The following is a 26,417-nucleotide window of genomic DNA, read 5'->3' on the forward strand; positions in this document are numbered from 1 at the left end:
TGTGGATAAGTTTGGCGCAGGGTGCATCCAAAATGGCGCGCAATTGTTTATTTTTGTGGCGCTGCGGGTTTGCGCACATTTCGCTGTCTGGCGGTGGAATTATTTAAACAGAAGGGTTTGGCGTCAAAGCTGTGCAAAAGTTCCACAAGTGAAGATTTTTTTTGGTTGTTTTTTCTACAGCTGGTTATTTCCGTGTCTAGACTGACAGTGATTGGGTTAATTGCTGTTTGATTTGCCGAATACGATGGAGTTCTCAATGAAAAAGACACGCGTTCTGACACCGCTTGCAATCGCTGTAGCCGCTCTGATGAGTGCACAATACGCTGCTGCGGATATGTGGAGTGATGGTGATTTTGTTGTCCGTGTTGGTGCCAGCTGGGTAGACCCGGACGATAATGATGACAACCTGAGACTGAATGATGGTTGGTTCAAGGAAGGCTATGACATCGATAGCGATACCACCTGGAATATCTCCGGTGCTTGGCTGCCGGTAGAGCACTGGGGTGTAGAGCTGATGTACATCGGGTCTACCAAACACGATATGGACCTGAAGAGTGTTTCCCGTGGCAATGTGACCATCGACGATATTGGCTATAGGGTAGGTAGCTTCGATGCCAGCTACTCCAATGCTTACGTTAACTGGTATCCGCTGAGCCGCGACTGCATGGGGCAGCCTTACGTTGGTATTGGTGTGAACTACACCGACTTTAGCGATGAAGGTTTTTCCCGCCGCTTCAACGACGATCTCATCAATGATGGTGTGATTGTCACCGATGCAGATGTGGGCTTCCAGCACTCGTGGGGCTTCACCGGCCAGCTGGGTGTGGACTTCCGTTTTGGTCGCGATAGCGCCTTCTTGGTAAACGCTGCGGTTCTGTACATCGATGCAGATACGGATATCAACGTTTACTACAAAGACGCTCAGTCCAACGACCCGTCCATCACTCGTCGCGCAACGGCGACCGATGTGGATTACAGCCCCTGGGTATTCAACCTGGGTGTTGGTTACTCTTTCTGATCACCTTCGTGGTGTAAAGAGTAGCGTTCACGGATGAACGGAAAGGCACCTTCGGGTGCCTTTTTCATTGCCGTCATTTCACTTCTGCAGGACTTCTTCAGGGCTTTTTCTTAGGGATATTGGTCTGCCCATGGAATATCGCGATTACTACCAGATTCTGGGTGTTGAGCGCAGTGCGGGACAGGATGAGATCAAGCGGGCCTACCGCAAGCTCGCGCGAAAATATCACCCGGATGTGAGCAAAGAGGGCGACGCGGAAGATCGCTTCAAGGAAGTGAGCGAAGCCTATGAAGTGCTGAAGGACCCGGAAAAGCGCGCTGCGTACGATCAGCTGGGGAGCAACTGGAACAGCGGCCAGGACTTTAACCCACCACCCAACTGGGATCAGGGGTTCGAGTTTCACGGTGGCGGTTATACCGAAGCGGACCCGGAGGCATTCAGTGATTTCTTTGAGAGCCTGTTCGGGCGCGGGGGATTCCACCGCGGCGGTTTTCAGCAAGGTGGCCGGCAGTTTCACGCCCAGGGCGAAAATACCTACGCGCGTATCGCAATTGATATAGAAGACAGTTACCGCGGAAGCAAGCGGCAGATTACGCTGAAGCATTCCGAGCTGGGTGCGGATGGGCGCCCTGTGGTGAAAGAGCGCACCCTGAATGTCACCATTCCCAAAGGTGTTACCGAGGGGCAGCAGATTCGGCTGGCGGGGCAGGGGCAGCCCGGAATGGGGCAAGGCAAGGCCGGTGACCTGTTTCTGGAAATCCACTTCAACCCGCATGCGCGATTCAGCGTGGAGGGCAAGACGGTCTATCTGGACTTGCCGGTGGCGCCGTGGGAGGCAGCCCTGGGTGACAAAGTGCGGGTGCACACCCCCGATGGGCCGGTCAACCTGACACTGCCTGCGAACAGCAAGAGCGGCAGCAAACTGCGGCTCAAAGGGCGCGGCTTGCCCGCCAAAGAGCCGGGTGACCTGTATGTGGTGGTGGACATCGTTACACCGCCGGCAACCAACGATGCGGAAAAGGCGGCCTATCGCCAGTTTCGCGATGCCTTCAAATTCGATCCCCGCGGTGACGCGGGTGGCGTCTGACTCGGAATCGGAATCGGGAGTTCATGCTTATGCCAACGGAATATGAGCCCAGCGAAGCGGCGGTGATTCTGGATGAAGACAGCCTGCTCACCCTGCGAGAATTGTGTATTGCCTGCTCCCTGTCGGCGGAGCAAGTGATGGCGCTGATGGACGAGGGGGTGATCGAGCCGCATCGCGCCAGTCGTTCGCTGGCGTTCAGTGGCGTGTGTGTGCGGCGAGTCAGGCGTGTGGTGCGTCTGGAGCAGGACCTGGGCGTCAATCACGCCGGTGCGGCGCTGGCACTGGAACTGCTGGAAGAGATCGAGCAGCTCCGTGCACGTATTCGTCGTCTGGAGCGGCGCTAGCGTTCCTGTTGATTGCTAATGGTTCTTGGCCAGGCGCCTAGAGCGCCGCACTGGTGATTTCGTAAATCAGATAGCCGGTATACGCCACATACGCGGCGAGCAGCGCGGCACCCTCAAAGCGGTTGATGCGCCCCTGTCGACCGCGGAAGCCGTAGCCAAAAATAAACAGGGCAATGGTGAGCCCCACGACCATTGGCCAGTCGCGGGTGATGAGCTCTGCGGGCACGGTGTCCATGGGGGCGATCGCACCGGCGATACCCACAACCGCCAGCAGGTTGAACATGTTTGAACCCACCACATTGCCGATGGCGATATCGTGCTCGCCCTTGCGCGCGGCGGCAACGGTCGCCGCCAGCTCGGGCAGTGAGGTGCCGAGAGCAACAATGGTGAGGCCGATGATCAGGTCGCTGACCCCCAATTGATGGGCGATGGTCACCGCCCCCCACACCAGTATTCGTGAGCTCACGATCAATAAAATCAGGCCGGCGCCCACCCAGAACAAGGCCGTGCCCAGCGGCATGTCGTGCTGCTCCAGCTCCGTATCCATTTCTCCTTCAATCGCATCGCCCTTGCCGCGCAAGGCGGAGAAAATAGACCAGCCGATCAAGCCGAAGAAGCCCGCCAGCAGAATGAGAGACTCGAGACGGCTGAGCCCCCCGTTCCAGAAAAATGCCGCAGTCAAACAGGTGATCGCCAGCAGCAGCGGAAGCTCCTTGCGGATGATCTTACTGTTGACGGTCAGGGGGATGAGGATCGCGGTGGCGCCGAGGATCAGGCCGGTATTGGCAATATTCGAGCCGTAGGCATTGCCCAGCGCCAGCCCCGGGCTGCCGTCCAGCGCGGCCATTGCCGACACCACCATTTCCGGCGCAGACGTGCCGAACCCCACGATGACCATGCCGATCAGCAGCGACGGCATACCCGCATGCTTGGCGGTGGCTGCCGCGCCATCGACGAAGCGGTCAGCGCTCCACATCAGCAGGACAAATCCGGCGAGAATGGCGAGCAGGGCAAGAGTCATGGGGATCCTTTCTTTCTGGTGTGCGCTTTTCGTGTGCGCTTGCTGATGAGTGCCTGAAAATTGGGCGCGCCAGTGGCGGCGCGCAATCGGGGGCCGATTGTAACGACTCTTCCGCAGCCTTGCAGTGCCGATTGCGCCAGGGTGCTTGATCACTGCGCAAGACGCCACAGACAGCGTTGGTGGTGCCTGGCCTCGGACCCTAAAGTTTGGGCTGATTCTGATACTGGCAGAGGCCATGGGTTTATGAACAAAAAATTGCTTCTGGGTGCGCTGATCGGCGCCGGAATGTCCATGCTCAACAAGAAAATCCGCCAGCAATCGGCGCCTGCACCGGGCCGGCCGCCTGCCGATTTCCACCGGCCGGACTTCAGCAAGGTGCCATCCCCCAATGCGTCCGACGGCCCCAGTCTGGACGATATTCTAGCCCGGGCCGGCCAGCCCGGTGGCCTGAATTCCGGCGGTAGTCCTGCCGGGGGCGGCGCGCAGCGTCCTGATGGGGATATTTTCGGTGGCGCCATTCCCGCCGGCGCCGGTGCCGGGGGCGCTGCGGTATTGATGGAGATCGCGCGGCGTATCTTTGCCCAGATGCAGCAGTCCGGCGGCAGCGGCGGCGCGATGCCTGGCGGTGCCGGGGGTGGTCTGGGCGGCGGTCTCGGCGATGTGCTCGGGCAGATCTTTGGCCGTGCCGGCGGCAAGTTTGGTCAGCAGGGACCGCAGGGGCCGCAGAGTAATCCGGGCAACTGGCAGAATACGTCACCGCGTGGCAATGGCGGCCTGTTCGGGTTTGTGAATACGGCAGACGACGCAGATTCCGGCGATGGCGAGGCCCAGGCGGATGTGATGCTGAAGGCGATGGTGGCCGCTGCCCAGGCGGATGGCACCATTGACGAGGCGGAGCAGCAAAATATTTTGCAGGCGCTCGACGGCCAGCTGGATGCTTCTGACCTGGAGGCGTTCCGGCACTACCTGACCCAGCCGGTGAGCATGGACGACGTGGTCTCGGCCGCAAGCGATCCGGCCACCGCATTTAACCTGTACCTGGTGTCCGCCATGTCGATCAATCCGGACAACCCCCGGGAAAAACAGTACCTGGATACGCTGGCGGAAAAGCTCGGGGTATCCGAGCAGGCGGTAGAGGCGATCGAGCAGCAGTTGCCGCGCTAGCGCGCCAGCCGCTGCCGGCCTGCCGGTAGTCAGCTTTGTGGCAGTAGCTGCGCGAAGTTCTGGCCGGTGGGATAGTCCCCCGCGCTCCAGCCCAGGCGCACAATCACGGTGCCGGTGGTGGGGGAGATCATCACCACCTGCTTGCGGTTGCCGAGCATAAAGTAGCTGTCTTCCGGCAGCTCGGGAAAGCGCAGGGTTTCCCCGCCGCGGTTCAGCCAGAACTGGTAGCCGTAAGCCGGGTCATTTTCACTGTGGTTGCGGCGTCTCGCTGCGGCCACCCATCCTTCGGGCAGCAGGCGCTGCTCGTCCCATACGCCGTCATTCAACATCAACAGGCCGAGCCGCGCCCAGTCGCGGGCGGAGGCATAGATATAGGAACTGCCGACAAATACGCCGCTGGCGTCCACCTCGAAGGTGGTGTGACGCATACCCAGTGGCACCATGATCTGGCGTTGCAAAAAATCGAGGCTGGCTTGCGGGCTGCCGCCAAGCTGGTTGTGCAGCCAGCGCGCCAGCAGGTTGGTGGTGCCGGAAGAGTAGGAAAAGTGCGTGCCCGGCGTGTGCGCAAGCGTACTCTGCAGCGCAACCTCGGACGCGCTGCGGGCGCTAAACAGCATGCGGGTGGCATCGCTGCCCGGCGCATAGGTCTCGTCGAAATCCAGCCCCGAAGTCATCTGCAGCAGGTTCTGCAGGCTGATCTGGCGGCGCGCGTCGGACCACTCCGGAAACAGGGGGGAGGATGTGTCCTGTTGTGGCTGTAACGCCTGTAATCTGCCCACCATCATCGCCGTCAGGCTCTTGCCCATGGACCAGCCGAGCAGCGGCGTTTGCGCCGTGATGCCGTCTGCGTATGACTCAGCAACCAGCTTGCCATCTTGCACCACCAGCAACGCGCGGGTTTGCAGCCCGGATTGATTGTCTCGGGCCAGTATCTGGTCGAGAGTCTGCTGTAGTTTGGGGGCGATATGTGGCGCGGCGCTACCCTGCGGCCATTCACCGGTCGCGCTGTGCCATTGCCCGGGATTTACTGGCTCGAGCTTTACCTGATCGAGGGCGCGTGTGTCGCCGATGTCGAGGGTGCAGCCCAGCCCGGGGCGGTAGCTTGCACTGGTCTTGCCCAGGCCAAACAGCGACGCGGTAACACGCTGGTTGGCGTATTCCAGATTCAGCAGGCGGTTGGCGGCAGAGTAAGAGGCGAGGTCGTCGAGATTGCGGGCCGGATCAAACCCGGACACATAATGGCCGGAGCAGGCCAGTTTTGCGCCCATCCCCGTAGCTACCCGCACAGCGTTGCCGGCCTGGGTGATGGAAAAACCCAGCAGGGAGGGTGCGAGCAGCGCCAGTAGCAGAAGCAGGCCTGCGAGCGTGGCCGCTGCAGAGAGAAGGATTTTTTTCATGGAAACACGGCTCGAATCGATCGCTTGATCGGGGATTCTAACAACCGGTTTGCCGCGGGCGGGAGGTTATCCGAGGCCACAGAAAGGGCCGGGGCAAATAGGGCAGGGGTAAAAAGGGCCGGTACAGAAAGCCAGTGCCCGCAATTTCTGGGGCACTGGCCGGGCTGTTATCGCCAGGTAACAATCAGCCGTTGCTGGGGAAGGTAAACTGCGCACCTTCACGCACACCGCTGGCAGGCCAGCGCTGGGTGATGGTTTTACGCTTGCTGTAGAAGCGTACGGCGTCCGGGCCGTAGGCGTGCAGGTCGCCAAACAGGGACTGTTTCCAGCCGCCGAAGCTGTGGTAGGCCACCGGCACTGGCAGGGGCACATTGATGCCCACCATGCCCACCAGAATGTTGTCGGCAAAGTAGCGTGCGGCCTCGCCGTCGCGGGTGAAAATACAGGTGCCGTTGCCGTATTCGTGCGCGTTGATGATGTCCATGGCTTCCTGCATGGTATCTACACGCATGACGCACAGAACCGGGCCGAAGATCTCGTCGCTGTGAATGACCATGCCTTCCTTGACCCGATCAAACAGGCTTGCACCCAGGTAGTTGCCATTTTCAAATCCGGCGACTTTGAGGCCGCGGCCGTCCACCACCAGGTCTGCACCTTCTTCCACGCCCTTGGCGATATAGCCTTCGATTTTTTCCAGCTGCGCCTTGGTCACCACGGGGCCCATGTCGTTGCTGTTGTCCATGCCGTCCCCCACCTTGAGGTCGGCAATCTGTGCCTTGAGCTTTTCCACCAGCGCGTCGGCGGTAGCGTCGCCCACCGCAACGGCGACGGAAATGGCCATGCAGCGTTCGCCGCAGGAGCCGTAGGCGGCGCCCATGAGTGCGCTGACGGCGTTATCCAGGTCGGCATCCGGCATGACGATGGCGTGGTTCTTGGCTCCGCCAAACGCCTGTACCCGCTTGCCATTACGACAGCCGGTTTCATACACGTACTTGGCAATGGGGGTGGAGCCCACAAAGCTCACCGCATGTACCCGGTTATCCGACAGCAGCGTATCGACCGCTTCTTTATCCCCGTTGACCACGTTGAGCACGCCCGCGGGCAGGCCCGCTTCCAGTGCCAGTTGCGCAATCAGCAGTGCGGAGCTGGGGTCGCGTTCGGAGGGCTTTAAGATAAAAGTGTTGCCGCAGGCAACGGCCATCGGCCACATCCACAGGGGCACCATGGCCGGGAAATTGAACGGTGTAATGCCTGCGCAAACGCCCAGCGGCTGGAACTCGCTCCAGGAATCAATGGCGGGGCCGACATTTTTGCTGTGCTCGCCTTTCAACAGCTCAGGTACGCTACACGCGTATTCCACATTTTCGATGCCGCGCTGCAATTCGCCCATGGCATCGTTCAGTACCTTGCCGTGTTCGCGGGTAATCAGCTCGCAGATTTTGTCGGCGTTCTGCTCCAGCAGGTCTTTGAAACGGAACATGATGCGTGCACGCTTGATCGGCGGCGTGTTGCGCCAGGCCGGATAGGCGGCCTGCGCCACGGCAATCGCTTCCTCAACGGTAGCCTTGCTGGCGAGTGCGACTTTACTTTCTACCAGATTGGTAGACGGATTGATGATGTCCTGCTGGCGATCACTGCGGGTGTGCATTTCGCCATTAATCAGGTGGCCGATGGTATTCATGGTGTTTCTCCCGAGGGATTGCTCCCTATTCGAAATCATTGTTCGAGCGCGTTGGCTGTAACGAATGGGTTTACTGGGTGTCTTGCAGGATGTCCCGCAGGGTTTCCGCGATCTGGGTAATCTGATTGCGCTCGATAATAAACGGCGGTGCTACCGCAATCGTATCACCGGTCCAGCGCAGCAGGATGCCCCGGCGGTAGGCCTCGAGCACCACTTCCATCGCACGCCTGCCCGGTTCGCCGTCACGTGGCTGTAACTGGATCGCGCCGGCGAGGCCGTAGTTGCGAATGTCCACCACATGCGCAACGCCCTTCAGGCTGTGCAGCGCCTCTTCAAAATACGGTGCCATTTCATTGACACGATCGAACAGTTTTTCGTTTTCGTAAATGTCGAGGGTCGCCATGGCGGCCGCGCAGGCCACCGGGTGGGCGGAATAGGTATACCCGTGTGCCAGCTCCGGAATATGTTCCGGGCCCTGCATGAAGGTTGCGTAGATGTCTTCGCTGGCAAAAACCGCACCCATGGGGATGGCGCCGTTGGTGATGCCTTTGGCGGTGGTAATGATGTCTGGCTGTACCTCAAACTCCTGCGCCGCAAACGCGGAGCCAGTGCGTCCGAAACCGGTGATGACTTCGTCGAAAATCAGCAGGATGTCGTGCGCACTGCACAGCTCGCGCAGTTTCTTCAGGTAACCCTTGGGCGGCAGAATCACGCCCGCGGAACCGGCGAAGGGTTCCACCATGACCGCGGCAATATTTTCGGCACCCTGCAGGTTGATGATATCCAGCAGGCGATTGGCCATGGCTTCACCGCCGTGTTCCGGCAGGCCGCGGGAGAAAGCGTTTTCCGGCAGCAGGGTATGCGGCAGGTGATCGACATCGAGCGCCGGGCCGAAGGTTTTGCGATTGCCCACCATGCCGCCGACGGAGATGCCGCCGAAGTTGACCCCGTGGTAGCCCTGGGCGCGGCCCACCAGGCGAATTTTTTCCGGACGGCCCTTTGCTCGCCAGTAGGCGCGCGCAATCTTGAGCGCGGTGTCCGCGGCTTCCGAGCCGGAGTTACAGAAGAACACCCGGTTCAGGTCGCCCGGTGCCATATCCGCGAGGCGCTTGGCGAGCTTGAAGGCGGTGGGGTGGCCGAATTGGAAGGCGGGCGAATAGTCGAGGCCGGTGAGCTGGCTGGAAACCGCATCGGCGATCTCCTTGCGGCCGTGGCCCAGATTGCTGCACCAGAGACCGGAGAAAGCATCCAGCACGGAGCGGCCGTCGGCTGTGGTGTAGTGCATACCTTCCGCTGCGACGAACAGGCGCGGGTCGGACTTGAAATGGCGGTTGCCGGTAAACGGCATCCAGTGGGCTTCGAGCTCTGCGGGGCTCAGGCCGGCGAGGCTGTTCAGTTCAGCCATGGTTCACCTCGTGACATCAACGGGTTTTATTGTGGATCAGTTATTGCGATCGGTTGAATGTCGACGAGTTTAGGGGCGATTAATAAACTTTACAATAGTTGAATAATGCTTCGGTTATAGTGGCCGGGCAGGCTTATCTGGGTGTTTGGTGAGCGAGAATAGGGGCTGCCAGTTTTTTTGCGGTCCGAGTGTTAAATATATTAACCGGTAATCTGGTGGCGCGCCGGTCTCAGGCAGGGGCCTGGTCAAATTCTCGGATCAGCTCGAAAAACGGTGCACCAAACCGCGCCAGCTTGCTGTCGCCGATACCGGAAATCGCCAGCATTTCCGCGTCATTGCGCGGGCGGGCGGTCAGCATTTCGCGCAGGGTAGCATCGTGAAACACCACATAGGGCGGCACACCGCGCTCTTCCGCCAGGGACTTGCGCAGCGCCCGCAAGGCGTCCCACAGCGGCAGATCGTGGTCCGCGATCTCCACCGCTGCGCGTGCGCCAGCGGACTCCCGTGTAGCCCTGGCGGGCGCCTTGGGCAGGGTGCGCAGCTGTAGTGTCTCTTCTCCGCGCAGCACCGGACGGCACTGTTCGGTGAGTTGCAGCGCATTGAAGGCTTCCGCATTGACCTGCAGGTAGCCGCGCACCACCAGTTGGCGGGTCACCGCGCGCCATTCGTTGGCGCTCAGGTCACTGCCGATACCGTAGGTGGAGAGCTGGTTGTGGTTGAACTGGCGGATCTTCTCGGTGTCGGCGCCGCGCAGTACATCAATGACGTGGGCGGCGCCGAAGCGCTGTCCGGTGCGGTAGATGCTCGACATCAGCTTGCGCGCGGCGTCGCTGGCATCCCAGGTGGCGGGCGGCTCCAGGCAGGTATCGCAGTTGCCGCAATCAGCTTCCAGTGTCTCATTGAAGTAGCGCAGCAGCGCACGACGGCGGCAGCTGGTGATCTCGCAGAGGCCCAGCATGGCATCCAGCCGTTGCCGCTCCTGGCGCTTGTGCTCTTCATTGCCTTCCGAGGTGGCGGCCATCTGGCTGAGTTTCACCACATCTTCCAGCCCGTAGAGCAGCAGGGCGGTAGCCGGGTCGCCATCGCGGCCGGCGCGGCCGGTCTCCTGATAGTAGGCCTCGACGCTTTTGGGCAGGTCCAGGTGGGCGACGAAGCGCACATCGGGTTTGTCGATACCCATGCCAAAGGCAATGGTGGCCACCATTACCACGCCTTCCTCGCGCAGGAAGCGGCGCTGGTGCTCGGCGCGCACCTCGGACGGCAGGCCCGCGTGATAGGGCAGGGCGTTGAACCCCTGCTGCTGCAGCCATTCGGCGGTGGACTCCACCTTGTTGCGAGACAGGCAGTAAATCACCCCGGCATGCCCCTGCTGCTCGGTGTTCAAAAACTGCAGCAGCTGGCGTTTGGGATTGTTCTTGGGGGCAATGCGGTACTGGATGTTGGGGCGGTCGAAGCTGCTGATGAAGTGTCGCGCATCACTCAGGTCGAGGCGCTGGGCGATTTCCTGCCGGGTGCGCTGGTCCGCGGTCGCGGTCAGGGCCACCCGCGGTACCTGAGGAAAACGCTGGTGCAGGCAGGAGAGCTGCAGGTAGTCCGCGCGGAAGTCGTGTCCCCACTGGCTGACACAGTGCGCCTCATCGATGGCAAACAGGGCTACTTCGGCCTGTGCCAACAGTTCCAGGGTGCGCGGCTGCAGCAGGCGCTCGGGTGCCAGGTACAGCAGTTTCAGCTCGCCACCCAGCAATTGCTGCTCGATCTCCTGTGCGCTGCGGAAGTCCAGGGAAGAGTTCAGAAAGGCCGCCGACACACCCGCGGCCCGCAGTGCTTCTACCTGGTCCTGCATCAGTGCGATCAGCGGAGAGATCACGATACCGCAGCCGGGGCGGGCCAGGGCGGGGATCTGATAACACAGGGACTTGCCGCCACCGGTGGGCATGAGTACCAAGGCGTCTTCGCCGCGTACCAGGGATTCAATAATGTCCTGCTGGTCACCTCGAAAGCCGGTGTAGCCAAAGGTGTGTTCGAGGATGTAGTGGGGGCTTTGCGCGTCGGGTGTCTCTGTCATGGGGCGGAGTATACCCCCTGGGCCTCACCAGCGGCGAACCAGGCATGGCAATCTGTTGTCCAACATTTGGCGCACCTTACCTCATAATTTTGTGACGATGATCTATAATCCTCGCAACGCCGACATAGACAGGGATAAAGCTATGCGTGCAATGAGAACCATAAAATCTACGCTTGTTCCGGGGGCACTTACCGCAGTCGTCTTTCTGGCCGGTTGCATCTCGCAGGCTCCCGAACCCATCAACCCGCGCAACCTCGCGCAGTCCGCGGTGGCGGATACCCACCTCGGCTGGAAACCGGCACCGGCCAACCAGCTCAATTACTCGATGGCGACCTCGTCCGGTATCGCCAGCATGCAGCTGCGTGCGTTGCCGGGACACCTGCAGGCGGTGACCATCGAGCTGCCCGGGATGCGCAATATCGAAGGCATCCAGTGGCGCGGGGCCGAGGGTGATAACGCCATGCTGTTTGACGGCGCCGAGGGGATGGACGGAGTGACCGTGGAGCGCCAGTACCGAGGATACCGGCTGAGTGTGCGCGGGCCCGCGCTGGAATCCATCCGCAGCGGTGGCTATCTGACGGTAATCGATTATTTCCGGAACTGAGTCGCGTTCATTGGTGAACGCGGTGCGTGTCCGGCGCGGTAACGGCGCCGGGCACCACGGCTATTCGAACCCCAGCCCCCTTGGCCGAATCAGGTAGAGCGCCGGCCAGTATTTACCGGTTACCCAGAGTCCATTGTGCGCCTGGTCCCAGGCGATGCCGTTGGCTACCGCATCAATGTGGCGCCTGCCCTGCAGGCTGTCGCGCTGCAATGCTTCCAGATTCACCACCCCTTTGACTTCTCCACTCGCGGGATCGATGGCGATGATCCGCGGGTCCTGCCAGATATTGGCCCAGATCAGGCCGTGCACATACTCCAGTTCGTTCAGCTGCGCCCAGGTTTGTCCGCCGCCATGGACCTGTACCCGCCGGGTAACCTCAAAGGTTTCCGGGTCGCGAAATACCAGGGTGTCACTGCCGTTGCTCATGATCAGCTGCTGGCCATCGGTGGTCAGGCCCCAGCCTTCACCCCGGTAGCGCAGCACCTGCTCGAGGGCAAAGGACGCACGGTTGTAGATCTGCACTTCTCCCGCCCGGTAGGTCAGCAGGTACAGTTTGTTCCCCAGCACAGCGAGCCCTTCGGCAAAGCGGTTGCCGGCCAGCCATTTGCGCCTTAGAGGATTGCTGCCCGGGTCGGTATACTCCGCGAGCCAGGAGCGGCCGTAGAGACCGCTGCTTTCCAGCCAGCGCTCGCCATCGAAATACAGCCCCTGGGTGAAGTGGTCAGCGGGCCGGGCCTTGCTCTCGAGCAGTGTGTACTCGACCGGCTCGGCCCCGTGGCTGTGGCTGCTCAGCACCAGCAGCAAGGCGGCGGCCCGGTTGGCGGCTTGCCGGATGACAGATTTCAATGCGGCGCGCATAGTGCGTAAGTTGATCCCTGTTTAACGATTTCCAGTTCAGTACTGTAATTTATGACCAGAATAAAAACATTTGTGACCCTGACCCTGCTGGGCGGCCTGGCGGTGGTCTTGCCGATTGCCATATTTGTGATGCTGTTCCAGTGGCTGTTTGGCCAGATCAGCGAAATGGTGGCGCCGGCAGCGGAGTGGATGCAGGCGCACACGCGCTTCAAGGATAACTTCGCACGCCTGCTGGTGATAGCGCTGATTCTCGGCTTGTGCTTTGTGATTGGCCTGCTGGTAAAGACCAGTGTTGGGCGCTGGGCGCACCGGCATCTGGACTACTGGCTGGGCAAGGTGGCACCGGGTTACAGCACCATCAAGGAGCTAGTACTGCAGTTTATTGGCGGTGGTGGCAGTGAAGGCGTGTTGTCCGGGCCGGTGGCGCGGGCGCGGATTCACGGTGCCGGTAATCCCCTGTCGGTTACGGCTATCGTGACCTCGCAACATGCCAATGGCGACTTCACGGTGTACGTGCCCACCGCGCCGGTCCCCACCTCCGGGTTTGTCTACCATCTGCCCCCGGAATGCGTTGAGATCCTGCCTCATGTCACCGTGGAGGCGGCGATGAAATCCATCGTTGCCTGCGGTTCGGGCAGCGGTCCGTTGCTGGCGCCTCCGGAGTGACCAATCATTGGCGAATAGCGCCGCCATTCCTCTCGGCTGAATCTTTGCGTTACTAGTCGTGTAGTGGCCGGTTTTTACCCAGTGCGCGAATCGCAAAGCGCATTGGGTGCAACGCCTTCACCAGTTCCTGTGATACTGGCATTACCCCCCCGCTTATCCAGCCCGCCAGCACTTCCGCCGCCAGCGGCGCGTAGGTAAATCCACGAGACCCGAGACCGGCCATCACGTACAGGTTTGGCTGATACGGCGTGCGCTGGTCAATGCGCTGTTTGCGGTTTTTGCGCAGCGGGTGATAGGTGGCTTCGAGCGCTTCCCACTCCGCCACCGGGCCGGCCATGGGCAGGTAGTCCGGTGTGGCCGCGCGCAGCGCAGCGCGGCCACGCAAAGGCTGCGAGCGGAACTCGTCGGCGATATCCGGGAGCAGGGTGGCCAGCGTGCGCAGGTTGTCCTCGTGTTCTTCCGCGCGAATATCGGTGTCGGTCTGCTTCAGTTTAAAGGTGGCGCCAAAACTGTGGCTCGACTGGCCCTGGCCCGGATTCTCAGGGGCGATGTAGCCCTCGGCGCACAGCGCCAGTTTCAGTTTTTGCGAGGTGTCCGTTGCCGCGGCAAAGGACACCTGGCCGCGTATGGGCTGCAGGGGCAGGGGCGCGGTTTGCGCAAACTGCCGGTTGCTGTTGGCGGTACACAGCACCAGGGCGTCGAAGGCGTGAGGCTCCGGGTCTTGCTGCACGCCTAGTTGCCACTGGCCATCGCGATGGTTGGCGTCTGTCACCCGTGTGTTGCAGCGGGTTTCGATATTCGGGTGGTCGAGCAGCGCGGCACAGACCCGGCTCGGGCGGAGCCAGCCCGCGCGGAGGAAGTAGAGGCCGGGCGCCGTCAGGGGAACGCCGGCAAGTACGCTCGCCTCGCTGGCCGTGACCGGCTGCGCGAGCGGTGTGTGGCGGTCGAGGCCAAGCTGCGCGACCACTTGTTGCTGCAGTTGCTGCTCTTTTTCTGTCTGTGCCAACTGCAGCAAGCCGTCAAAGTGCACCGCGTGCGGACACAGGGTCGGGTAGAAGCGCTGGGCAAATTGCAGGGCGAGCAGGTTGAAGTCGCCATTGGGGCCGGGCTTGGGGGAGAGCTTTGCGTACAGGATGCCCTGGTCATTGCCCGACGCGCCGCTGCCGGGGGCCGGCCCCTGCTCGAACACAGTGACGTTCAGGTTGCGCTCCGCCAGCGCGCGCGCCGCTGCGGCCCCGGCAATACCGGCACCGATAATGGCCACCGATTGCGGCGCGGCAGGTTCTGTTGCCTGGTCTGCTAGGTGGTCTGCTAAAAGGTTTGACGGGGGCAGGTGCCAGGGGGTGGCTGCGTGGCTGTGCGGTGCCTCGTTTGCCGGCGGCGCAAAGTCTCCGCGCAGCATTTCCCGCTTGCGCCCAAAACCGGGCACCTTGTGCAGGGAAAAGCCCGCGGACTTCAAGCCCCGCTTGACGATGCCGGCGCAGGTGAAGGTGGCAAAGGTGGCGTGGGGCGCGCTCAGGTTGGCGATCGCCTGAAACAGTGCCTCACTCCACATGTCCGGATTCTTCGCGGGCGCAAAGCCATCCAGGAACCAGGCATCGACCACCCGATCCCTGCCCGGGTCGTCCAGTCGCAGTTGCTCGAAACCTTGGCTGGCTTCGTCGATGATCAGGGTCAGGTAGACCCCGTGGGGAAACCTCAGGCGGTGCACGCCGGCGGCGAGGAAGTCCGGGTACTGCGCAATGAGCTGGTCGCTGAGGTCTGCAAGCTCCGGCCACATGGCCAGTGCCCGGGCCAGATCCTCGGGGTGCAGGGGAAATTTTTCCACACTGACAAAGTGCAATTGCCCGTTGGTAGGTGCCAGCTGTCGCCACAGTTGCCAGGCAGCGAGAAAATTGAGCCCGGTGCCGAAGCCGGTCTCGCCAATGGTGAAGCGTGCGCCGCTTTCCAGTGCGCTCCAGCGCTGTGCCAGCTGGTTTTGTGCGAGGAAAACGTGGCGGGTTTCCTCCAGGCCGGAAGCGGTAGAGAAATAAATATCGTCAAACGCGGTGGATGCCGGCTGGCCGTTTTCGCGCCACTCCAGCTGAGCGTGGTGCACCGGTGGCTTGCTGTTGTCAGGCATGGGTGGCGGTCACTGCAGGCCGAATTCGCGCATGACCTGAGCACACCACTGGTCGAGGCGCTCGTCACTGCGGTCAAACTCGTTTTCCTCGTCCAGGGCAAGGCCCACAAAGTGGCTGCCGTCCGGGGTCAGCCCTTTGGATTCCTCAAACTGGTAACCCTCAACGGGCCAGTAACCGACGGCCTTGGCGCCAATGGCAACCACCTGTGCATGCAGGTAGCCCAGGGCATCCTGGTACCACTGGGGATAGCCTTCCTGGTCGCCCAGGCCGTACAGGGCCACGGTTTTACCGCTCAGGTCCAGCTGTGCCAGCTGATCCCAGCAGTTTTCCCAGTCTTCCTGCAGTTCACCATAGTCCCAGGTGGGAATGCCGAGGATCAGGAAGTCGTAGTCCTGCATCTGCGCAATATCGTCATCCGCCACATTGTGCAGATCGATCCACTCCTCGCCGAGGCGGTCGCGAATTTTCTCCGCCGCCATCTCCGTGTAACAGGTGCTTGAGCCGTAAAAAAGTCCGATAGGTGCGCGCATAAAACTCTGGTTGTTGGTTCAGCCTGAGCGGATCGCTCAGCCCTGGGCGTTGATGTAGCCCAGCTGGCGCCAGGCCTCATAAATGACAATGGCCGCCGCATTGGAAAGATTGATACTGCGGCTGTTTGCGCACATGGGGATGCGCAGGGTGTGCTCAGGACCGGTCGCCGCCAGAAATTCGGCGGGCAGACCGCGGGTCTCCGGGCCGAACACAATAGCGTCGTCAGCGCGGAACTCGATCTCCGAGTGCGGACGACTGCCCTTGGTGGAGAGCGCCAATACCCGCTTCGGCTGCTCCGATTTCACGAAGGCTTCCCAGTCGCGGTGGCGCACCACGCGGCTGTATTCCGCATAGTCCAGCCCCGCCCGGCGCAGGCGCTTGTCGTCCATGGCGAACCCCAGGGGTTCGATCAGGTGCAGCTCGGCACCGGTATTGGCACACAGGCGGATGATATTGCCGGTATTGGGCGCAATTTCCGGCTGGTAGAGCACGATTTTGAACATGGTTAGAGGCGCTTAGGCGTTGGCAACTATGCCAGCACCGGATTATCTAGTGATGGTTCGCCGTAGGTACCGCTACCGGGTGCTGCCACGAGACCATCTTCAAGGCCACCCGAGACGTGGCCATGGCTATTGGCGATGATTGGCGGGGATTATAGCGCGGAGGAGGTTTCTTCGCAGTCGATCTCGACTCCCAACTCGTCGGCGATCTCATCCAGCTCGTCGTGCAGACCGTCGATGCTCACATCCTCGGCAACGCTGATGGTGCACTCGGCGGTAAACAGCGGCTCGCCACTCCAGGGCGTGCTGCCGTAGCGGGTGTCCAGTGTTTCCATATTGATCTTGCGCGCGGCCAGGGCGCGGGAAATCTCTTTGACGATACCCGGGCGGTCGTTGCCCACCAGCTTCAGTTGCAGGGTCTGGCGGGAATCGGCAGCCACCGCAAGAGCGTCCTCGATCTGCAGTTTGAAGTCATCTCCCGCCAGATTCTGCAGAGCGTCCTTCAGGGCCGCACTATCGCCCGCCGCCACACTGACCCGCAGGATACCGGCAAACTTGCCGGCAAAGTGCGCCATCCGGCTGTCTTCCCAGTTGCCGCCATTTTCCGCTACCGCGGAGGAGAGCATTTCCACCACACCGGGTTTGTCGTCGCTGATGATGGAAATGACAAGGTGCTGTTGCATGAGGGTTTCCTTACTGGCACTGCTAAATCGATTAACTTGGTGAATTGTAGCCAGTGTGACCCCCGGTGGGCAAAGTTCTGCCAATCACTCGCCGGGGAACTGGCAACGCAGGGCACTGTCTTTACAAGGGGCCGCCAGCAGTGTTGAATCAGCGGCCGTGGGAAGAATAATTTACAGGAGAGTCTTGGATGAAACTGATTCATTGGGTGGCCGGTATGGCCTGTGCGGTATCCATGGCGGGCGCGGCGCAAGCCAATCCGCTGCAACAGGCGATTGACGGCGAGCATCGCACCGCGAAGTACGCCGCGCGTGACGAGTACCGGCACCCCGCGGAAACCCTGGAATTCTTCCAGGTGAAGCCGGACATGGCGGTTGTCGAGATCTGGCCGGGCGGCGGCTGGTACACGGAGATTCTGGCCCCCGCACTGAAAGACGAAGGCACTTTCTATGCGGCGCATTTCCCCAAGGACACCCAGGTTGGCTACTTCAAGCGCTCCCGCGAAGCCTTTGAAAAGCGCATGGCGGAAAAGAAAGACATGTACGGCGCGGTAAAATTGACCGAGTTTGCACCGGGTGGCGACAGCGAGATTGCGCCGGCGGGCTCCGCAGACGCCGTACTGACCTTCCGCAACGTGCACAACTGGATGGGTGGCAACAATGAACAGGCGGCCTTCAAGACCTTTTACAAGGCGCTGAAGCCGGGTGGTGTGCTAGGTGTTGTGGAGCACCGTGCTAAGCCGGGCACCAGCCGCGAAGACATGAAAAAGAGCGGCTATGTAACACAGGATTACGTGATCGAGCTGGCGAAAAATGCCGGCTTTGAGCTGGAAGAAGCCAGCGAGATCAATGCAAATCCGAAAGACACCGCGGACCATCCGAAAGGTGTCTGGACCCTGCCGCCCTCTCTGCGCCTGGGCGATGAAGACAAAGACAAGTATCTGGCGATCGGCGAAAGTGATCGTATGACCTTGAGGTTCCGCAAGCCCAAGTCCTGATACCTCTTTTGGATTGAAGCTAAAATGCCCCGGAACCCCGGGGCATTTTTTTATCAGTAATTGACAGGTAGCCAATGATTATTCCGCACCATCAACTCGACCCGGAAACCCTGCAGAACCTGCTGGAGGAATACGCCACCCGTGACGGTACCGATTACGGCGAGCGCGAGGTGAGCCTGGCCGACAAGGTGGCCAACCTGCGGCGGCAGTTGCACAACAAGTCTGTGGTGATCTGGTTTGAGCCCGGTGAGGAGTCGATCAATTTAATTCTTGCCGAAGACATCCCCGCAGGCGGAGCTTCCTGATGTCGGCTGACTGGCTGCTGGATAAACCTACGCAAAGTCCCTCTGCCTGGTTTCTGTTTGCCCACGGTGCCGGTGCGCCGATGGACAGCGATTTCATGCAGGCGTTGGCACACATGCTCGCGATGCAGGGTATCGGTGTGGTGCGGTTTGAGTTTCCGTATATGGCAGAGCGGCGTGTGACGGGTAAGCGCCGTCCGCCCAACAAAATGGATGTGCTGCTGGAGGCATTTCAGGTGCACATCGCGCGGGTAGCGGAGGAGTTACCCGCAGCGCCACTGTTTATCGGTGGTAAATCCATGGGCGGCCGGGTGGCCAGCATGTTGGCGCAGGAGAATTATCAGCGGGGCGCCGTGGCCGGTGCCGTGTGCCTGGGCTACCCCTTTCATCCGCCGGGCAAGCCGGAAAAGCTGCGCACCGAGCACCTGCAAACACTTACCTGCCCGACACTGATTGTGCAGGGCACGCGGGATAAGTTGGGGAGCCGTGAGGAGGTGGCGGATTACGGGTTGTCTTCCGCCATTGCGCTGGCCTGGCTGGAAGATGGGGACCACGACTTCAAGCCGCGCAAGGCCAGCGGTTTTACCCAGCAGCAGCACTGGCAGGCTACTGCGGATTATGCGGCGGCGTTTATGCGCGCTCGAGAATCGTAATCTTTTCCTCGTGCGCCAGCATGGGGGCCAGTTGTGCCAGCTGTTCCCGGCGCTCTTCGCTGTTGTACCACTGCTGCCAGTGCAGCACTGATTTCCACTGGGACAGGGTGAAGCGGCGGCGGGGGTTGTCCAGTTCCGTATAGGTGTGGCCGTCGACGAAACCGGTGGTCTGATACGCATTGGTCAGCAGTCGGCGGGCGGCTTCCTCGTAGGTGGATTCCAGGTCTTCGGCCACTTCCCGTTCGATCAAAACATAAATCATGACTGCGCTCTCGTCCTCACTGCAATGTCGTGTGTGCGAATCGCCGGGTGGCGATTCGGATGGCTGCAGTTTAGTCTTTTTCGGTGCCGCTCGGCGAGGGGCTTAGCGGATATGACCAGACGTTCTGGCCAGTCAGGCAGGGCTGCAGGTGACGCGCTGGCGTAAATCCCGGACAATAGGTACATGAAGTCACAACACACACTCGATGCCCGTGGCCTGCTGTGCCCGGAACCCGTCATGATGCTCCACGCCGCAGTCCGCAAGGTGGCGGCCGGTGAAGTATTGCAGATGCTCGCCACCGACCCGTCCACCCAGCGGGACGTACCCAAGTTTTGCCAGTTTCTCGGTTACGAGCTGGTAAGGCATGAAGAAGACAATGATGAATTTGTCTACTGGATAAAGAAGGCCGATTAGTGCAGCTTGGCCTCCACAATAGAGCGAAATAATCCAAGAGCGAAAGAAGCCGGAAATAACAAGGGCGACCACTGGTCGCCCTTGTTTTACATGTGTGAGAGGGAAGTAAGTTAGGGCGAAGTGACAAGCGCCGCAATCGCAGCCAGGGCCTCTGGGTCCTCGGATTTGATCTTGTTGGCGATGTGGTGTTGGAAGAAGTAGCGGAAACACTCGGACTCCTGCGCCGCGTACAGGCAGTCATCCCCGGGCAGAACCGGCGTGGTCTCCACGCTGTCGTGATCAATCAGCATGCCGTGGATCTCACCGCTGGCAAAAAGACGCCAGCTCACCACTTCGGTAAGGGTCAGGTTCTCTTTACCGGCATCCATGAATACCGCATGGGTACCAATGGTGTCGGGGATCTCCTGCACAACCTCATCCGCCTGATTGCTTTCGTACTCGAAGTATTCCGCCGCAGTCTCCAGCTCGACGATTTTGTGGATGGGAGCTTCGTGGAAAATTTCCTCGATGCCCGGGTCATAGTAGCCTTCAAACCGTCCATCCAGGGGATCCTGGATATCCGGGCAGGCGACAATGGCGTTCAGCCAGGGAACCAGTCCGACAATCTCGCCGTTGGCACGCAGGCCCCAGCAAAGAATTTTCAGGCTGTAGAGGTCCGTTCCACTGGAATTGTTGGAGTAGAGCATTTCCAAGCCGTCCAGCTCCGGAGAAAGGCGAATAAACCGCAAATTCTCAGAAGTCTCGATGGGCTTGCCGGTGAAGAGGTCAACCACGTTATTGGTTCTGTGGTCGGTCATAGCGCACCTCCTAGCAGGGCCGGTAGTAGGGCGGGAAGGTCTTGTACTACTTATTAGATGCAGCCGGCGTACGGATAACGTGCGAGGGCCGGGCGGCCAATCGCCGAATCCTGACTCCGGGAGCGCCTTTTTGCCCCCCTGGGAAGCCGGTACCGCAACCGTAAACAACCACTCGACACCGTCGTGAAGATTGCGTTGAGTAGCCGCTGGTTTCCGGTATCCCTATGTTCAAAGGTATATTCTGATCCGCAGAAATACAACCAGCGGAAGTGTGTTCTTTTGGTTTGATTATCCTCCTGTGGTTGCGGGTGGGTGTATGGAGCGGATGTGCTCGTGGTGAACAGTTTGGGCCCACTGTGGGCCGGGGCGGAAAACCGGCGCGGCACGTCAGGCGGATCCGCGCTTGATCCCGCGGTGCCCGCTGCTATAGTCCGCGCCATCCGGGCATCGGGACCCTGCCACGCGCTGGCGTGACCCGTTCGCCGTACTTGAGTTGCCAGGAGCCGATTGTCAGGAGTCCATGTTGTCACAAGCCGCGCCGGTTACAGTTTTGGATGAGCAAGTTCCGTACCACCACGATCGTGTTGCGGCTAAAACCCGGTGTGAACCGCGCTTTTCTGTGACTGAACAGATAGTCATGGTCTTTAATGGTTGTTTCTCTGCGCCAGATGGTCTCAATACGCGCCTGATCGGTGGATTCCAGGAGCCGTTCTACCGGCCGGCCGGTATCGATTCTCAGGAAACCCACCAGGTGGAGTTCACACTGGACTACGCCGCCAGTGCCTTGCATGAAGCGGCGCACTGGTGTGTGGCGGGGGCGGAGCGCCGTTTACAGCCGGATTACGGCTACTGGTACGCGCCGGATGGGCGCAGCGCCGAGCAGCAGGCGGAATTCGAGCGTGTCGAGGTAAAGCCCCAGGCGCTGGAGTGGATCTTTTCTGTGGCCTGCGGCCTCAAGTTCCGCGTGAGTGCGGACAATCTGGACGCGGGGTTGGGTCCCAGCGAGCGCTTCAAGCGGGATGTCTGGCAGCAGGCCCAGCGTTTTTGTGTAGAGGGTGCCAACTCGCGGGCCACCCGGTTTGCCCGCGCGCTGGCCTCGGCATTTGCCCGCCCAGACCCGTTGCAGGCGGAGCGCTACCGTCTGGAGGATCTGGCATGAGCCAAGCCTACCTGGTGGATGCCTCGGTCTATATTTTCCGCTACTACTTTGCCCTGCCGCCCAACTGGGAGAGCCGCAGTGGTTACACCACCGAAGCGGTGTACGGCTTCAGCAACTTCCTGCTCGATCTGCTTGCCCGCAAGCCGGCGTACATGGCGTGCGCGTTCGATGAATCCCTCGGCAGCTGCTTTCGCAACGATATCTACCCGGAGTACAAATGTAGCCGCGTTTTGCCGGATGAGGCGCTGGCCTTCCAGCTGGCGGCCTGCCGTGAAATGGCCGAGGTGCTGGGAATTGCCAGTTTTGCCAGTGACCGTTACGAGGCCGACGACATTCTGGCAACCCTCACCCGCACATGTGTGGATGGCGGATGTGCGCCACTGATCGTCACCCGGGACAAAGACCTGGGGCAGTTGCTCGACCGTGGTGCCGCCAGCCTGTGGGACTTTGCTGCCGATCAATATCTCGGGCGAGAGGCGATTGAGCACAAGTTTGGGGTGCGCCCCGCGCAGATTGCAGACTATCTGGCCCTGGTGGGCGATGCGATCGACGATATACCGGGAGTGCCGGGAATCGGCGCCAAGACCGCCGCGCATCTGCTGGCGGCGTTTGAGGGGGTCGATGCACTGATCGCCAATGTGGACCAGGTGGCAACCCTGAAGATTCGCGGCGCCGCCGGTGTCGCGGCAAAAATTGCGGCGCACGCGGAGCAAATCCGCATGGCCCACCAGCTGGCCACGCTGGAATATGCCGTGCCGCTGCAATCCGGGGCGGACCTGGCCGGCCTGGCCTACCGGGCGCCACAACCGGAGCTGGCCGTGGCGGTGGCCGAGGAATTTGGCATCGGTGGCCTGGCCCGGAAAATACACCGCGTTTTGGGCGCGGCGTCCGAACCCGTTGCGGCAGGTGCGGTGCCCTCATGACGGCCATATTGAAGTGACTTCTATGCACGATCAACCAATGCAAGATCAACCAATGCGCATTGTTGCCGACGAAAATATCCCCGGCCTCGAAACCTGGTTTGCCGACCTGGGCACCATTACCCGGGTGCCCGGTCGCAACATGACCCGTGCGCAACTGGCCGACGCGGATATTCTGCTGGTGCGCTCGGTGACCCGGGTGGACAAAGCGCTACTTGAGGGTACGCCGGTGCGTTTCGTGGGGAGCTGCACCATCGGCACCGACCACCTGGATACCGTATGGCTGGAGCAGCAGGGTATTCACTGGAGCGCTGCGCCGGGGTGCAACGCGAACTCGGTGGTGGAATACGTCTTCTGTGTCTTGGCGGCACTGGATGTGGACTGGCGTGATCGCAGCTTCGGTATTGTCGGCTGTGGCAATGTGGGCGGTTCGCTGCAGCGGAAACTGCGCGCGCTGGGCGTCGCCTGCAAAATTTATGACCCCTGGCTCGCCAATAATCCCGATGCGGCAGAACTGGCAACGGTGCTGCAGCAGGATGTGATCTGCCTGCACGCGCCGCTGGTCGGGGACGGTGCACATCCGAGCCTGCACCTGCTGGATGACCAGGCGCTGGCGTCGATCAAACCCGGCGCGGTACTGATCAGTGCCGGTCGCGGCGCGGTGATTGATAACGCCGCGCTGTCCGCGCTGCTGGCGCAGGCAAGACCGTTTACCTGTGTGCTGGATGTCTGGGATAACGAACCGGACATTGACCTCGACCTGTTGTCGCGGGTGGATCTGGGCAGTCCCCACATAGCGGGCTATAGCCACGACGGCAAACTGGCCGGCACGCACATGGTGCGCGAGGCCCTGTGCCGTGCGCTTGCGCTGCCCGCAGTGCAGGTGCAGGCCGGCTCCACCGCTTCACCGCGGGTGATTGGCACCAGAGAGACCGGCTTTGCGGCGATCCGCGCACTGTTATTGGCAATGTACGACCCCCGTGGCGACGACCAGCGGTTGCGCGCGGCCGCGCAAGCCGCACAGGCCGGTGGCCCTTCGATGGCGAGCGCCTTCGACCAGCTGCGCAAGCAATACCCCAAGCGGCTGGAGTTCTCCCACTATCGGCTGGAGGCGCCACACCTGGACGCGTCCACACGCGAGCAACTGGAAATACTGGGGTTAAAGTGAAACTGAAAAAACTTGGACTGATCATCAACCCCTGGGCTGGTATTGGCGGCCCGGCGGGCCTGAAGGGCAGCGATGGTGTGGACACCGTTGCGCGTGCGCTGCAGGCCGGCATTCAACCGCAGTCGCACAAGCGCGCCGAGATCGCCCTGCAGGCGCTGCGGCCATTTGCGGACGCACTGGAAATCGTTACCTACGCCGGAGACATGGGCGAGACGCTGGCGCGTGCACTGGGATTTTCCGTGGCCGTTGTGGGCGCCGCCGAGTCCGGTCGCTCTACCCCGGAGGACAGCGAGGCTGCGGCCAGGGCCATTCGCGCAGCGGGTGCCGACCTGATTGTGTTTGCCGGTGGCGATGGCACCGCGCGCAATATGGTCAATGCCCTGGGGGACAACTTCCCGGTACTGGGTATTCCCGCCGGAGTGAAAATGCATTCCGCCTGCTTCGCCATTTCCCCCAAAGCCGGTGGCGAAGTGCTGAGACGGCTGATGGCCGGGGAGCTGGTGGACCTGCACCAGCGGGAAGTGCGCGATATTGATGAAAAGTCGTTCCGCGAAGGGCGGGTGAGTACCCGCTACTACGGCGAGCTGCTGGTGCCGGAAGAAGGGCACTTTCTGCAGGCGGTAAAAAATGCGGGGCGCGAAGTAGAAGAGCTGGCGGTGGCGGACATCGCCGCTGGAATTATCGAGCAAATGGACGAGCAGGACCCCAACACCCTGTACATTTTTGGCCCGGGCTCTACCACGCTGGCGGTGTTGTCCGAGCTGGGTGCCGAGGGCACGCTGCTGGGGGTGGATCTATGGCAGGGGGGCAACCTGTTGGCTGCAGACGTCAACGCGCTGCAGATAGAAGACGCCATCCGCCGCCACCGCGAAGAGAATGCGGAAAATCCGGTAAAGATTGTTCTTACCGCCATCGGTGGCCAGGGGCACCTGATCGGGCGGGGCAACCAGCAGCTGTCGCCCGCGGTGCTACAGGCGGTGGGACGGGACCATTTAATGGTGGTCGCTACCAAAACCAAGATCACCGAACTCGGCGGCCGTCCATTACTGATCGACAGTGGCAACCCATCCCTGGATGAAGCCTGGAGCGGTTTTATTCCCGTGGTTACCGGCTACCGCGATGAAATCCTTTACCCGCTGTCGGGGGACGGCAGCGGCGAGATGGTGTGAATCTTACCTATTCCAACCGGCATCAAAACAGGCAAGCATTACCGTGAACTGGGAACCCCTGCTGCAGGAAGTGCGCAGCAAGCTCGAACAATCGCGCCCGACCGAAAACGCGCTGGACAGCCGTCGTCTGTTTCACGGCCGCGGCAATAGCTATCCGGGATTCGAGCGTGTGTGTGTCGACGGCTATCACCCGGCAATCCTGGTGACTCTGTTTGAGGCATACGAGGGTGAGGATGTGCTTGCGCAGCAGCTGTGGGCGCTGGTGCAGCCGTTCGGGTATAGCGGGCTGGCGGTGCAGCGCCGTTACCAGCCGCGTGCGCCCATCCAGTGGGAATGGGGCGAGCCTGTCGAGGCGCCGCTGGCCCGTCGCGGGCCACTAAAGTTTCCGCTCACCTTTGAGCGCCAGAATGTCGGCTTCTTTCTGGATATTGAGCCGGGTCGCGCGTGGCTGGAGCGGCAGGTGCGTGCGCTGGTGGAGCAGGGCGAGGATTTCAAACTACTGAACCTGTTTGCGTTTACCTGTGCCTTTTCCGTGGTGGCGCGGGCGGCGGGTGCACCGGAGGTTCTGAATATCGACCTGAACAAGGGCGTACTGAAACGCGGCCAGGCGAACCACCAGTACAACCGGTTGCCGTTGAAGGCTATTCGGTTTGTGGCGAGGGACGCATTGCGGGACTTCAAGCGCTACGATCGCAGCGGCCCCTTCCGCCTGGCGGTTGTGGATCCGCCGACGCGACAGCGGGGTGCCTTTGAGGTTGAGAGTAATTACGCGAAGTTGCTGGAAAAGCTGCCGGCCTGCCTCGCAGACGAAGCCGATCTGCTGCTGGTGCTGAATTCCCCGGCGCACAGCGAAGCGTATTTTCGCGAACTGATCAGTGCTGCGGACCCCGGTTATTCCGTGGTGGAACGCTTGCCGCAAAACCCCGATTTCCCGGACAGCGACCCCGATGCCGCATTAAAAATGCTGCATGTCCGCTTCACCCGGACGGTTTAACGCTGCAGGCGCTGCATCAGCGCCACCATCAATTCTTCAAGTTGGGGTGAAGAACCGCCCCGCACGACCTGATCGAGCTTTGCCGCATTACTGATGCCATCTTCCCCGCGGCTGACCAGCAGCAGAAAGCTGTGGTGGGTGAGGGTGGCTTCCTCTACCGCTTCCTGGCGCACCACCTGGGAAAAATGGATGTAGCCGCATTCCTTCAGCCAGGTCATGGCCCCCAGGCAGGCCAGGTGGCGGGGGGAATGGAGGCCGAACTCATCGGGCGTGTCCGGGCCCGCAATGTCTTCCACATAAATTGTGGCCGGGGCGGGGAATTGCTGGAACAGCGCCAGCAGAATCCGCCCCGCATCGCGGTAGAAATCGTGGATATGTAAATCGTCCAGCATCGGTTCTTCTCGTACCTGTTCTTCCTGCTCTAAACCTGTTGCCCG

General features: G+C 60.9%; 28 protein-coding genes. 15 read left to right on the forward strand and 13 right to left on the reverse strand.

Annotated elements, in window-relative coordinates:
* Window positions 1-256 precede the first annotated feature (256 nt).
* The 3 genes from JF535_RS08570 to JF535_RS08580 all read left to right on the forward strand — a co-directional run bounded on the left by JF535_RS08570 (window position 257) and on the right by JF535_RS08580 (window position 2,449).
* Complete coding sequence (locus JF535_RS08570) at window positions 257-1,018, forward strand: OmpW/AlkL family protein (RefSeq protein ID WP_207001220.1); 762 nt, start codon at window positions 257-259, stop codon at window positions 1,016-1,018.
* A 130-nt stretch (window positions 1,019-1,148) separates the two neighbouring features.
* Window positions 1,149-2,105, forward strand: coding sequence for a DnaJ C-terminal domain-containing protein (locus JF535_RS08575; protein ID WP_207001224.1), 957 nt, complete (start codon window positions 1,149-1,151; stop codon window positions 2,103-2,105).
* A 29-nt stretch (window positions 2,106-2,134) separates the two neighbouring features.
* Entirely contained in the window at window positions 2,135-2,449 is a 315-nt protein-coding gene (locus JF535_RS08580) for a chaperone modulator CbpM (protein ID WP_207001226.1), read from the forward strand.
* Between the two features lie 37 nt (window positions 2,450-2,486).
* On the opposite strand, the gene JF535_RS08585 is transcribed toward JF535_RS08580, so the two are convergent.
* Window positions 2,487-3,470: a calcium/sodium antiporter gene (locus JF535_RS08585; RefSeq protein WP_066966063.1), complete on the reverse strand. Its 984-nt coding sequence runs from the start codon at window positions 3,468-3,470 to the stop codon at window positions 2,487-2,489.
* A gap of 243 nt (window positions 3,471-3,713) precedes the next feature.
* Here JF535_RS08585 and JF535_RS08590 point away from each other — a divergent pair, with 243 nt between their 5' ends.
* A complete protein-coding gene (locus JF535_RS08590; protein WP_207001228.1) occupies window positions 3,714-4,634 on the forward strand; it encodes a DUF533 domain-containing protein in 921 nt (306 codons plus the stop codon).
* Between the two features lie 29 nt (window positions 4,635-4,663).
* Here the strand turns inward: JF535_RS08590 and JF535_RS08595 are convergent, their stop codons facing one another.
* The 4 genes from JF535_RS08595 to recQ form a co-directional block, all read right to left on the reverse strand.
* On the reverse strand, window positions 4,664-6,031 hold the full coding sequence (locus JF535_RS08595) for a serine hydrolase domain-containing protein (protein WP_207001230.1): 1,368 nt from the start codon (window positions 6,029-6,031) through the stop codon (window positions 4,664-4,666).
* 184 nt (window positions 6,032-6,215) lie between these two features.
* Entirely contained in the window at window positions 6,216-7,712 is a 1,497-nt protein-coding gene (locus JF535_RS08600) for a CoA-acylating methylmalonate-semialdehyde dehydrogenase (RefSeq protein ID WP_207001231.1), read from the reverse strand.
* Window positions 7,713-7,782: 70 nt separating this feature from the next.
* A complete protein-coding gene (gene aptA, locus JF535_RS08605) occupies window positions 7,783-9,117 on the reverse strand; it encodes an omega-aminotransferase AptA (protein WP_207001233.1) in 1,335 nt (444 codons plus the stop codon).
* A gap of 229 nt (window positions 9,118-9,346) precedes the next feature.
* On the reverse strand, window positions 9,347-11,182 hold the full coding sequence (gene recQ, locus JF535_RS08610) for a DNA helicase RecQ (protein ID WP_207001235.1): 1,836 nt from the start codon (window positions 11,180-11,182) through the stop codon (window positions 9,347-9,349).
* Between the two features lie 151 nt (window positions 11,183-11,333).
* Between recQ and JF535_RS08615 the strand changes: the two genes are divergently transcribed.
* Window positions 11,334-11,786, forward strand: coding sequence for a hypothetical protein (locus JF535_RS08615; RefSeq protein WP_207001237.1), 453 nt, complete (start codon window positions 11,334-11,336; stop codon window positions 11,784-11,786).
* A 60-nt stretch (window positions 11,787-11,846) separates the two neighbouring features.
* Here the strand turns inward: JF535_RS08615 and JF535_RS08620 are convergent, their stop codons facing one another.
* Window positions 11,847-12,632: a glutaminyl-peptide cyclotransferase gene (locus JF535_RS08620; protein WP_242523768.1), complete on the reverse strand. Its 786-nt coding sequence runs from the start codon at window positions 12,630-12,632 to the stop codon at window positions 11,847-11,849.
* A gap of 63 nt (window positions 12,633-12,695) precedes the next feature.
* On the opposite strand from JF535_RS08620, the gene JF535_RS08625 reads away from it, so the two are divergent.
* The gene (locus tag JF535_RS08625) at window positions 12,696-13,310 is read left to right on the forward strand and encodes a DUF502 domain-containing protein (protein ID WP_207001242.1); all 615 of its coding nucleotides are present in this window, start codon (window positions 12,696-12,698) and stop codon (window positions 13,308-13,310) included.
* Between the two features lie 52 nt (window positions 13,311-13,362).
* Here the strand turns inward: JF535_RS08625 and mnmC are convergent, their stop codons facing one another.
* From mnmC to JF535_RS08645, 4 genes are all read right to left on the reverse strand, one after another.
* Window positions 13,363-15,432: a bifunctional tRNA (5-methylaminomethyl-2-thiouridine)(34)-methyltransferase MnmC2/FAD-dependent 5-carboxymethylaminomethyl-2-thiouridine(34) oxidoreductase MnmC1 gene (gene mnmC / locus JF535_RS08630; RefSeq protein WP_207001244.1), complete on the reverse strand. Its 2,070-nt coding sequence runs from the start codon at window positions 15,430-15,432 to the stop codon at window positions 13,363-13,365.
* 9 nt (window positions 15,433-15,441) lie between these two features.
* Window positions 15,442-15,963 (reverse strand): flavodoxin FldB, encoded by a 522-nt coding sequence (fldB, locus tag JF535_RS08635; RefSeq protein ID WP_207001246.1) that lies wholly within the window; start codon window positions 15,961-15,963, stop codon window positions 15,442-15,444.
* Window positions 15,964-15,999: 36 nt separating this feature from the next.
* Window positions 16,000-16,467 carry a tRNA (uridine(34)/cytosine(34)/5-carboxymethylaminomethyluridine(34)-2'-O)-methyltransferase TrmL gene (trmL, locus tag JF535_RS08640; protein WP_207001248.1) on the reverse strand — a complete coding sequence of 156 codons (468 nt, stop codon included), beginning with the start codon at window positions 16,465-16,467 and terminating at the stop codon, window positions 16,000-16,002.
* 149 nt (window positions 16,468-16,616) lie between these two features.
* Entirely contained in the window at window positions 16,617-17,147 is a 531-nt protein-coding gene (locus tag JF535_RS08645; protein ID WP_066966029.1) for a glycine cleavage system transcriptional repressor, read from the reverse strand.
* A 188-nt stretch (window positions 17,148-17,335) separates the two neighbouring features.
* On the opposite strand from JF535_RS08645, the gene JF535_RS08650 reads away from it, so the two are divergent.
* The 3 genes from JF535_RS08650 to JF535_RS08660 all read left to right on the forward strand — a co-directional run bounded on the left by JF535_RS08650 (window position 17,336) and on the right by JF535_RS08660 (window position 19,097).
* The gene (locus JF535_RS08650; RefSeq protein ID WP_207001250.1) at window positions 17,336-18,142 is read left to right on the forward strand and encodes a class I SAM-dependent methyltransferase; all 807 of its coding nucleotides are present in this window, start codon (window positions 17,336-17,338) and stop codon (window positions 18,140-18,142) included.
* A 74-nt stretch (window positions 18,143-18,216) separates the two neighbouring features.
* Complete coding sequence (locus JF535_RS08655) at window positions 18,217-18,447, forward strand: YheU family protein (protein ID WP_207001252.1); 231 nt, start codon at window positions 18,217-18,219, stop codon at window positions 18,445-18,447.
* The gene (locus tag JF535_RS08660; RefSeq protein ID WP_207001254.1) at window positions 18,447-19,097 is read left to right on the forward strand and encodes an alpha/beta family hydrolase; all 651 of its coding nucleotides are present in this window, start codon (window positions 18,447-18,449) and stop codon (window positions 19,095-19,097) included. Before JF535_RS08655 ends, JF535_RS08660 begins: the two co-directional genes overlap by 1 nt.
* Here JF535_RS08660 and JF535_RS08665 read toward each other — a convergent pair.
* A complete protein-coding gene (locus tag JF535_RS08665) occupies window positions 19,075-19,359 on the reverse strand; it encodes an antibiotic biosynthesis monooxygenase family protein (RefSeq protein ID WP_066966018.1) in 285 nt (94 codons plus the stop codon). The genes JF535_RS08660 and JF535_RS08665 overlap by 23 nt on opposite strands.
* Window positions 19,360-19,542: 183 nt before the next feature.
* Between JF535_RS08665 and tusA the strand changes: the two genes are divergently transcribed.
* A complete protein-coding gene (tusA, locus tag JF535_RS08670) occupies window positions 19,543-19,773 on the forward strand; it encodes a sulfurtransferase TusA (protein ID WP_207001255.1) in 231 nt (76 codons plus the stop codon).
* Between the two features lie 110 nt (window positions 19,774-19,883).
* Here tusA and JF535_RS08675 read toward each other — a convergent pair whose 3' ends face one another.
* Window positions 19,884-20,570 carry a hypothetical protein gene (locus tag JF535_RS08675; protein ID WP_066966013.1) on the reverse strand — a complete coding sequence of 229 codons (687 nt, stop codon included), beginning with the start codon at window positions 20,568-20,570 and terminating at the stop codon, window positions 19,884-19,886.
* A 619-nt stretch (window positions 20,571-21,189) separates the two neighbouring features.
* Here JF535_RS08675 and JF535_RS08680 point away from each other — a divergent pair.
* Genes JF535_RS08680 through JF535_RS08700 form a run of 5 tightly spaced genes read left to right on the forward strand, consistent with a single transcriptional unit; the run spans window position 21,190 to window position 25,980 of the window.
* Entirely contained in the window at window positions 21,190-21,729 is a 540-nt protein-coding gene (locus tag JF535_RS08680; RefSeq protein ID WP_340674149.1) for an elongation factor P hydroxylase, read from the forward strand.
* Window positions 21,726-22,652, forward strand: a complete 927-nt coding sequence (locus tag JF535_RS08685) for a 5'-3' exonuclease (protein WP_207001257.1) — start codon at window positions 21,726-21,728, stop codon at window positions 22,650-22,652. Before JF535_RS08680 ends, JF535_RS08685 begins: the two co-directional genes overlap by 4 nt.
* Window positions 22,653-22,689: 37 nt before the next feature.
* Entirely contained in the window at window positions 22,690-23,817 is a 1,128-nt protein-coding gene (locus JF535_RS08690; protein WP_242523769.1) for a 4-phosphoerythronate dehydrogenase, read from the forward strand.
* A complete protein-coding gene (locus tag JF535_RS08695; protein WP_207001259.1) occupies window positions 23,814-24,986 on the forward strand; it encodes an NAD(+)/NADH kinase in 1,173 nt (390 codons plus the stop codon). Before JF535_RS08690 ends, JF535_RS08695 begins: the two co-directional genes overlap by 4 nt.
* A gap of 43 nt (window positions 24,987-25,029) precedes the next feature.
* Window positions 25,030-25,980, forward strand: coding sequence for a class I SAM-dependent methyltransferase (locus JF535_RS08700; RefSeq protein ID WP_207001261.1), 951 nt, complete (start codon window positions 25,030-25,032; stop codon window positions 25,978-25,980).
* On the opposite strand, the gene JF535_RS08705 is transcribed toward JF535_RS08700, so the two are convergent.
* Window positions 25,977-26,372 (reverse strand): hypothetical protein, encoded by a 396-nt coding sequence (locus JF535_RS08705; protein WP_207001263.1) that lies wholly within the window; start codon window positions 26,370-26,372, stop codon window positions 25,977-25,979. The genes JF535_RS08700 and JF535_RS08705 overlap by 4 nt on opposite strands.
* Between the last annotated feature and the right edge of the window lie 45 nt (window positions 26,373-26,417).

It is taken from the genome of Microbulbifer salipaludis, from assembly GCF_017303155.1.
GTDB classification, from domain to species: domain Bacteria; phylum Pseudomonadota; class Gammaproteobacteria; order Pseudomonadales; family Cellvibrionaceae; genus Microbulbifer; species Microbulbifer salipaludis.

Excerpts from the sequence above, each read along its gene's own strand:
- JF535_RS08590 (WP_207001228.1), top strand. The coding sequence starts at position 3,714 with ATGAACAAAAAATTGCTTCTGGGTGCGCTGATCGGCGCCGGAATGTCC.
- fldB (WP_207001246.1), bottom strand. The coding sequence starts at position 15,963 with ATGCGCGCACCTATCGGACTTTTTTACGGCTCAAGCACCTGTTACACG.
- JF535_RS08595 (WP_207001230.1), bottom strand. The coding sequence starts at position 6,031 with ATGAAAAAAATCCTTCTCTCTGCAGCGGCCACGCTCGCAGGCCTGCTT.
- JF535_RS08625 (WP_207001242.1), top strand. The coding sequence starts at position 12,696 with ATGACCAGAATAAAAACATTTGTGACCCTGACCCTGCTGGGCGGCCTG.
- JF535_RS08575 (WP_207001224.1), top strand. The coding sequence starts at position 1,149 with ATGGAATATCGCGATTACTACCAGATTCTGGGTGTTGAGCGCAGTGCG.
- JF535_RS08660 (WP_207001254.1), top strand. The coding sequence starts at position 18,447 with ATGTCGGCTGACTGGCTGCTGGATAAACCTACGCAAAGTCCCTCTGCC.
- trmL (WP_207001248.1), bottom strand. The coding sequence starts at position 16,467 with ATGTTCAAAATCGTGCTCTACCAGCCGGAAATTGCGCCCAATACCGGC.
- JF535_RS08665 (WP_066966018.1), bottom strand. The coding sequence starts at position 19,359 with ATGATTTATGTTTTGATCGAACGGGAAGTGGCCGAAGACCTGGAATCC.
- JF535_RS08690 (WP_242523769.1), top strand. The coding sequence starts at position 22,690 with ATGCAAGATCAACCAATGCGCATTGTTGCCGACGAAAATATCCCCGGC.
- JF535_RS08705 (WP_207001263.1), bottom strand. The coding sequence starts at position 26,372 with ATGCTGGACGATTTACATATCCACGATTTCTACCGCGATGCGGGGCGG.
- JF535_RS08615 (WP_207001237.1), top strand. The coding sequence starts at position 11,334 with ATGAGAACCATAAAATCTACGCTTGTTCCGGGGGCACTTACCGCAGTC.
- JF535_RS08675 (WP_066966013.1), bottom strand. The coding sequence starts at position 20,570 with ATGACCGACCACAGAACCAATAACGTGGTTGACCTCTTCACCGGCAAG.
- JF535_RS08580 (WP_207001226.1), top strand. The coding sequence starts at position 2,135 with ATGCCAACGGAATATGAGCCCAGCGAAGCGGCGGTGATTCTGGATGAA.
- JF535_RS08655 (WP_207001252.1), top strand. The coding sequence starts at position 18,217 with ATGATTATTCCGCACCATCAACTCGACCCGGAAACCCTGCAGAACCTG.
- recQ (WP_207001235.1), bottom strand. The coding sequence starts at position 11,182 with ATGACAGAGACACCCGACGCGCAAAGCCCCCACTACATCCTCGAACAC.
- JF535_RS08645 (WP_066966029.1), bottom strand. The coding sequence starts at position 17,147 with ATGCAACAGCACCTTGTCATTTCCATCATCAGCGACGACAAACCCGGT.
- JF535_RS08585 (WP_066966063.1), bottom strand. The coding sequence starts at position 3,470 with ATGACTCTTGCCCTGCTCGCCATTCTCGCCGGATTTGTCCTGCTGATG.
- JF535_RS08685 (WP_207001257.1), top strand. The coding sequence starts at position 21,726 with ATGAGCCAAGCCTACCTGGTGGATGCCTCGGTCTATATTTTCCGCTAC.
- JF535_RS08650 (WP_207001250.1), top strand. The coding sequence starts at position 17,336 with ATGAAACTGATTCATTGGGTGGCCGGTATGGCCTGTGCGGTATCCATG.
- aptA (WP_207001233.1), bottom strand. The coding sequence starts at position 9,117 with ATGGCTGAACTGAACAGCCTCGCCGGCCTGAGCCCCGCAGAGCTCGAA.
- JF535_RS08570 (WP_207001220.1), top strand. The coding sequence starts at position 257 with ATGAAAAAGACACGCGTTCTGACACCGCTTGCAATCGCTGTAGCCGCT.
- tusA (WP_207001255.1), top strand. The coding sequence starts at position 19,543 with ATGAAGTCACAACACACACTCGATGCCCGTGGCCTGCTGTGCCCGGAA.
- JF535_RS08600 (WP_207001231.1), bottom strand. The coding sequence starts at position 7,712 with ATGAATACCATCGGCCACCTGATTAATGGCGAAATGCACACCCGCAGT.
- mnmC (WP_207001244.1), bottom strand. The coding sequence starts at position 15,432 with ATGCCTGACAACAGCAAGCCACCGGTGCACCACGCTCAGCTGGAGTGG.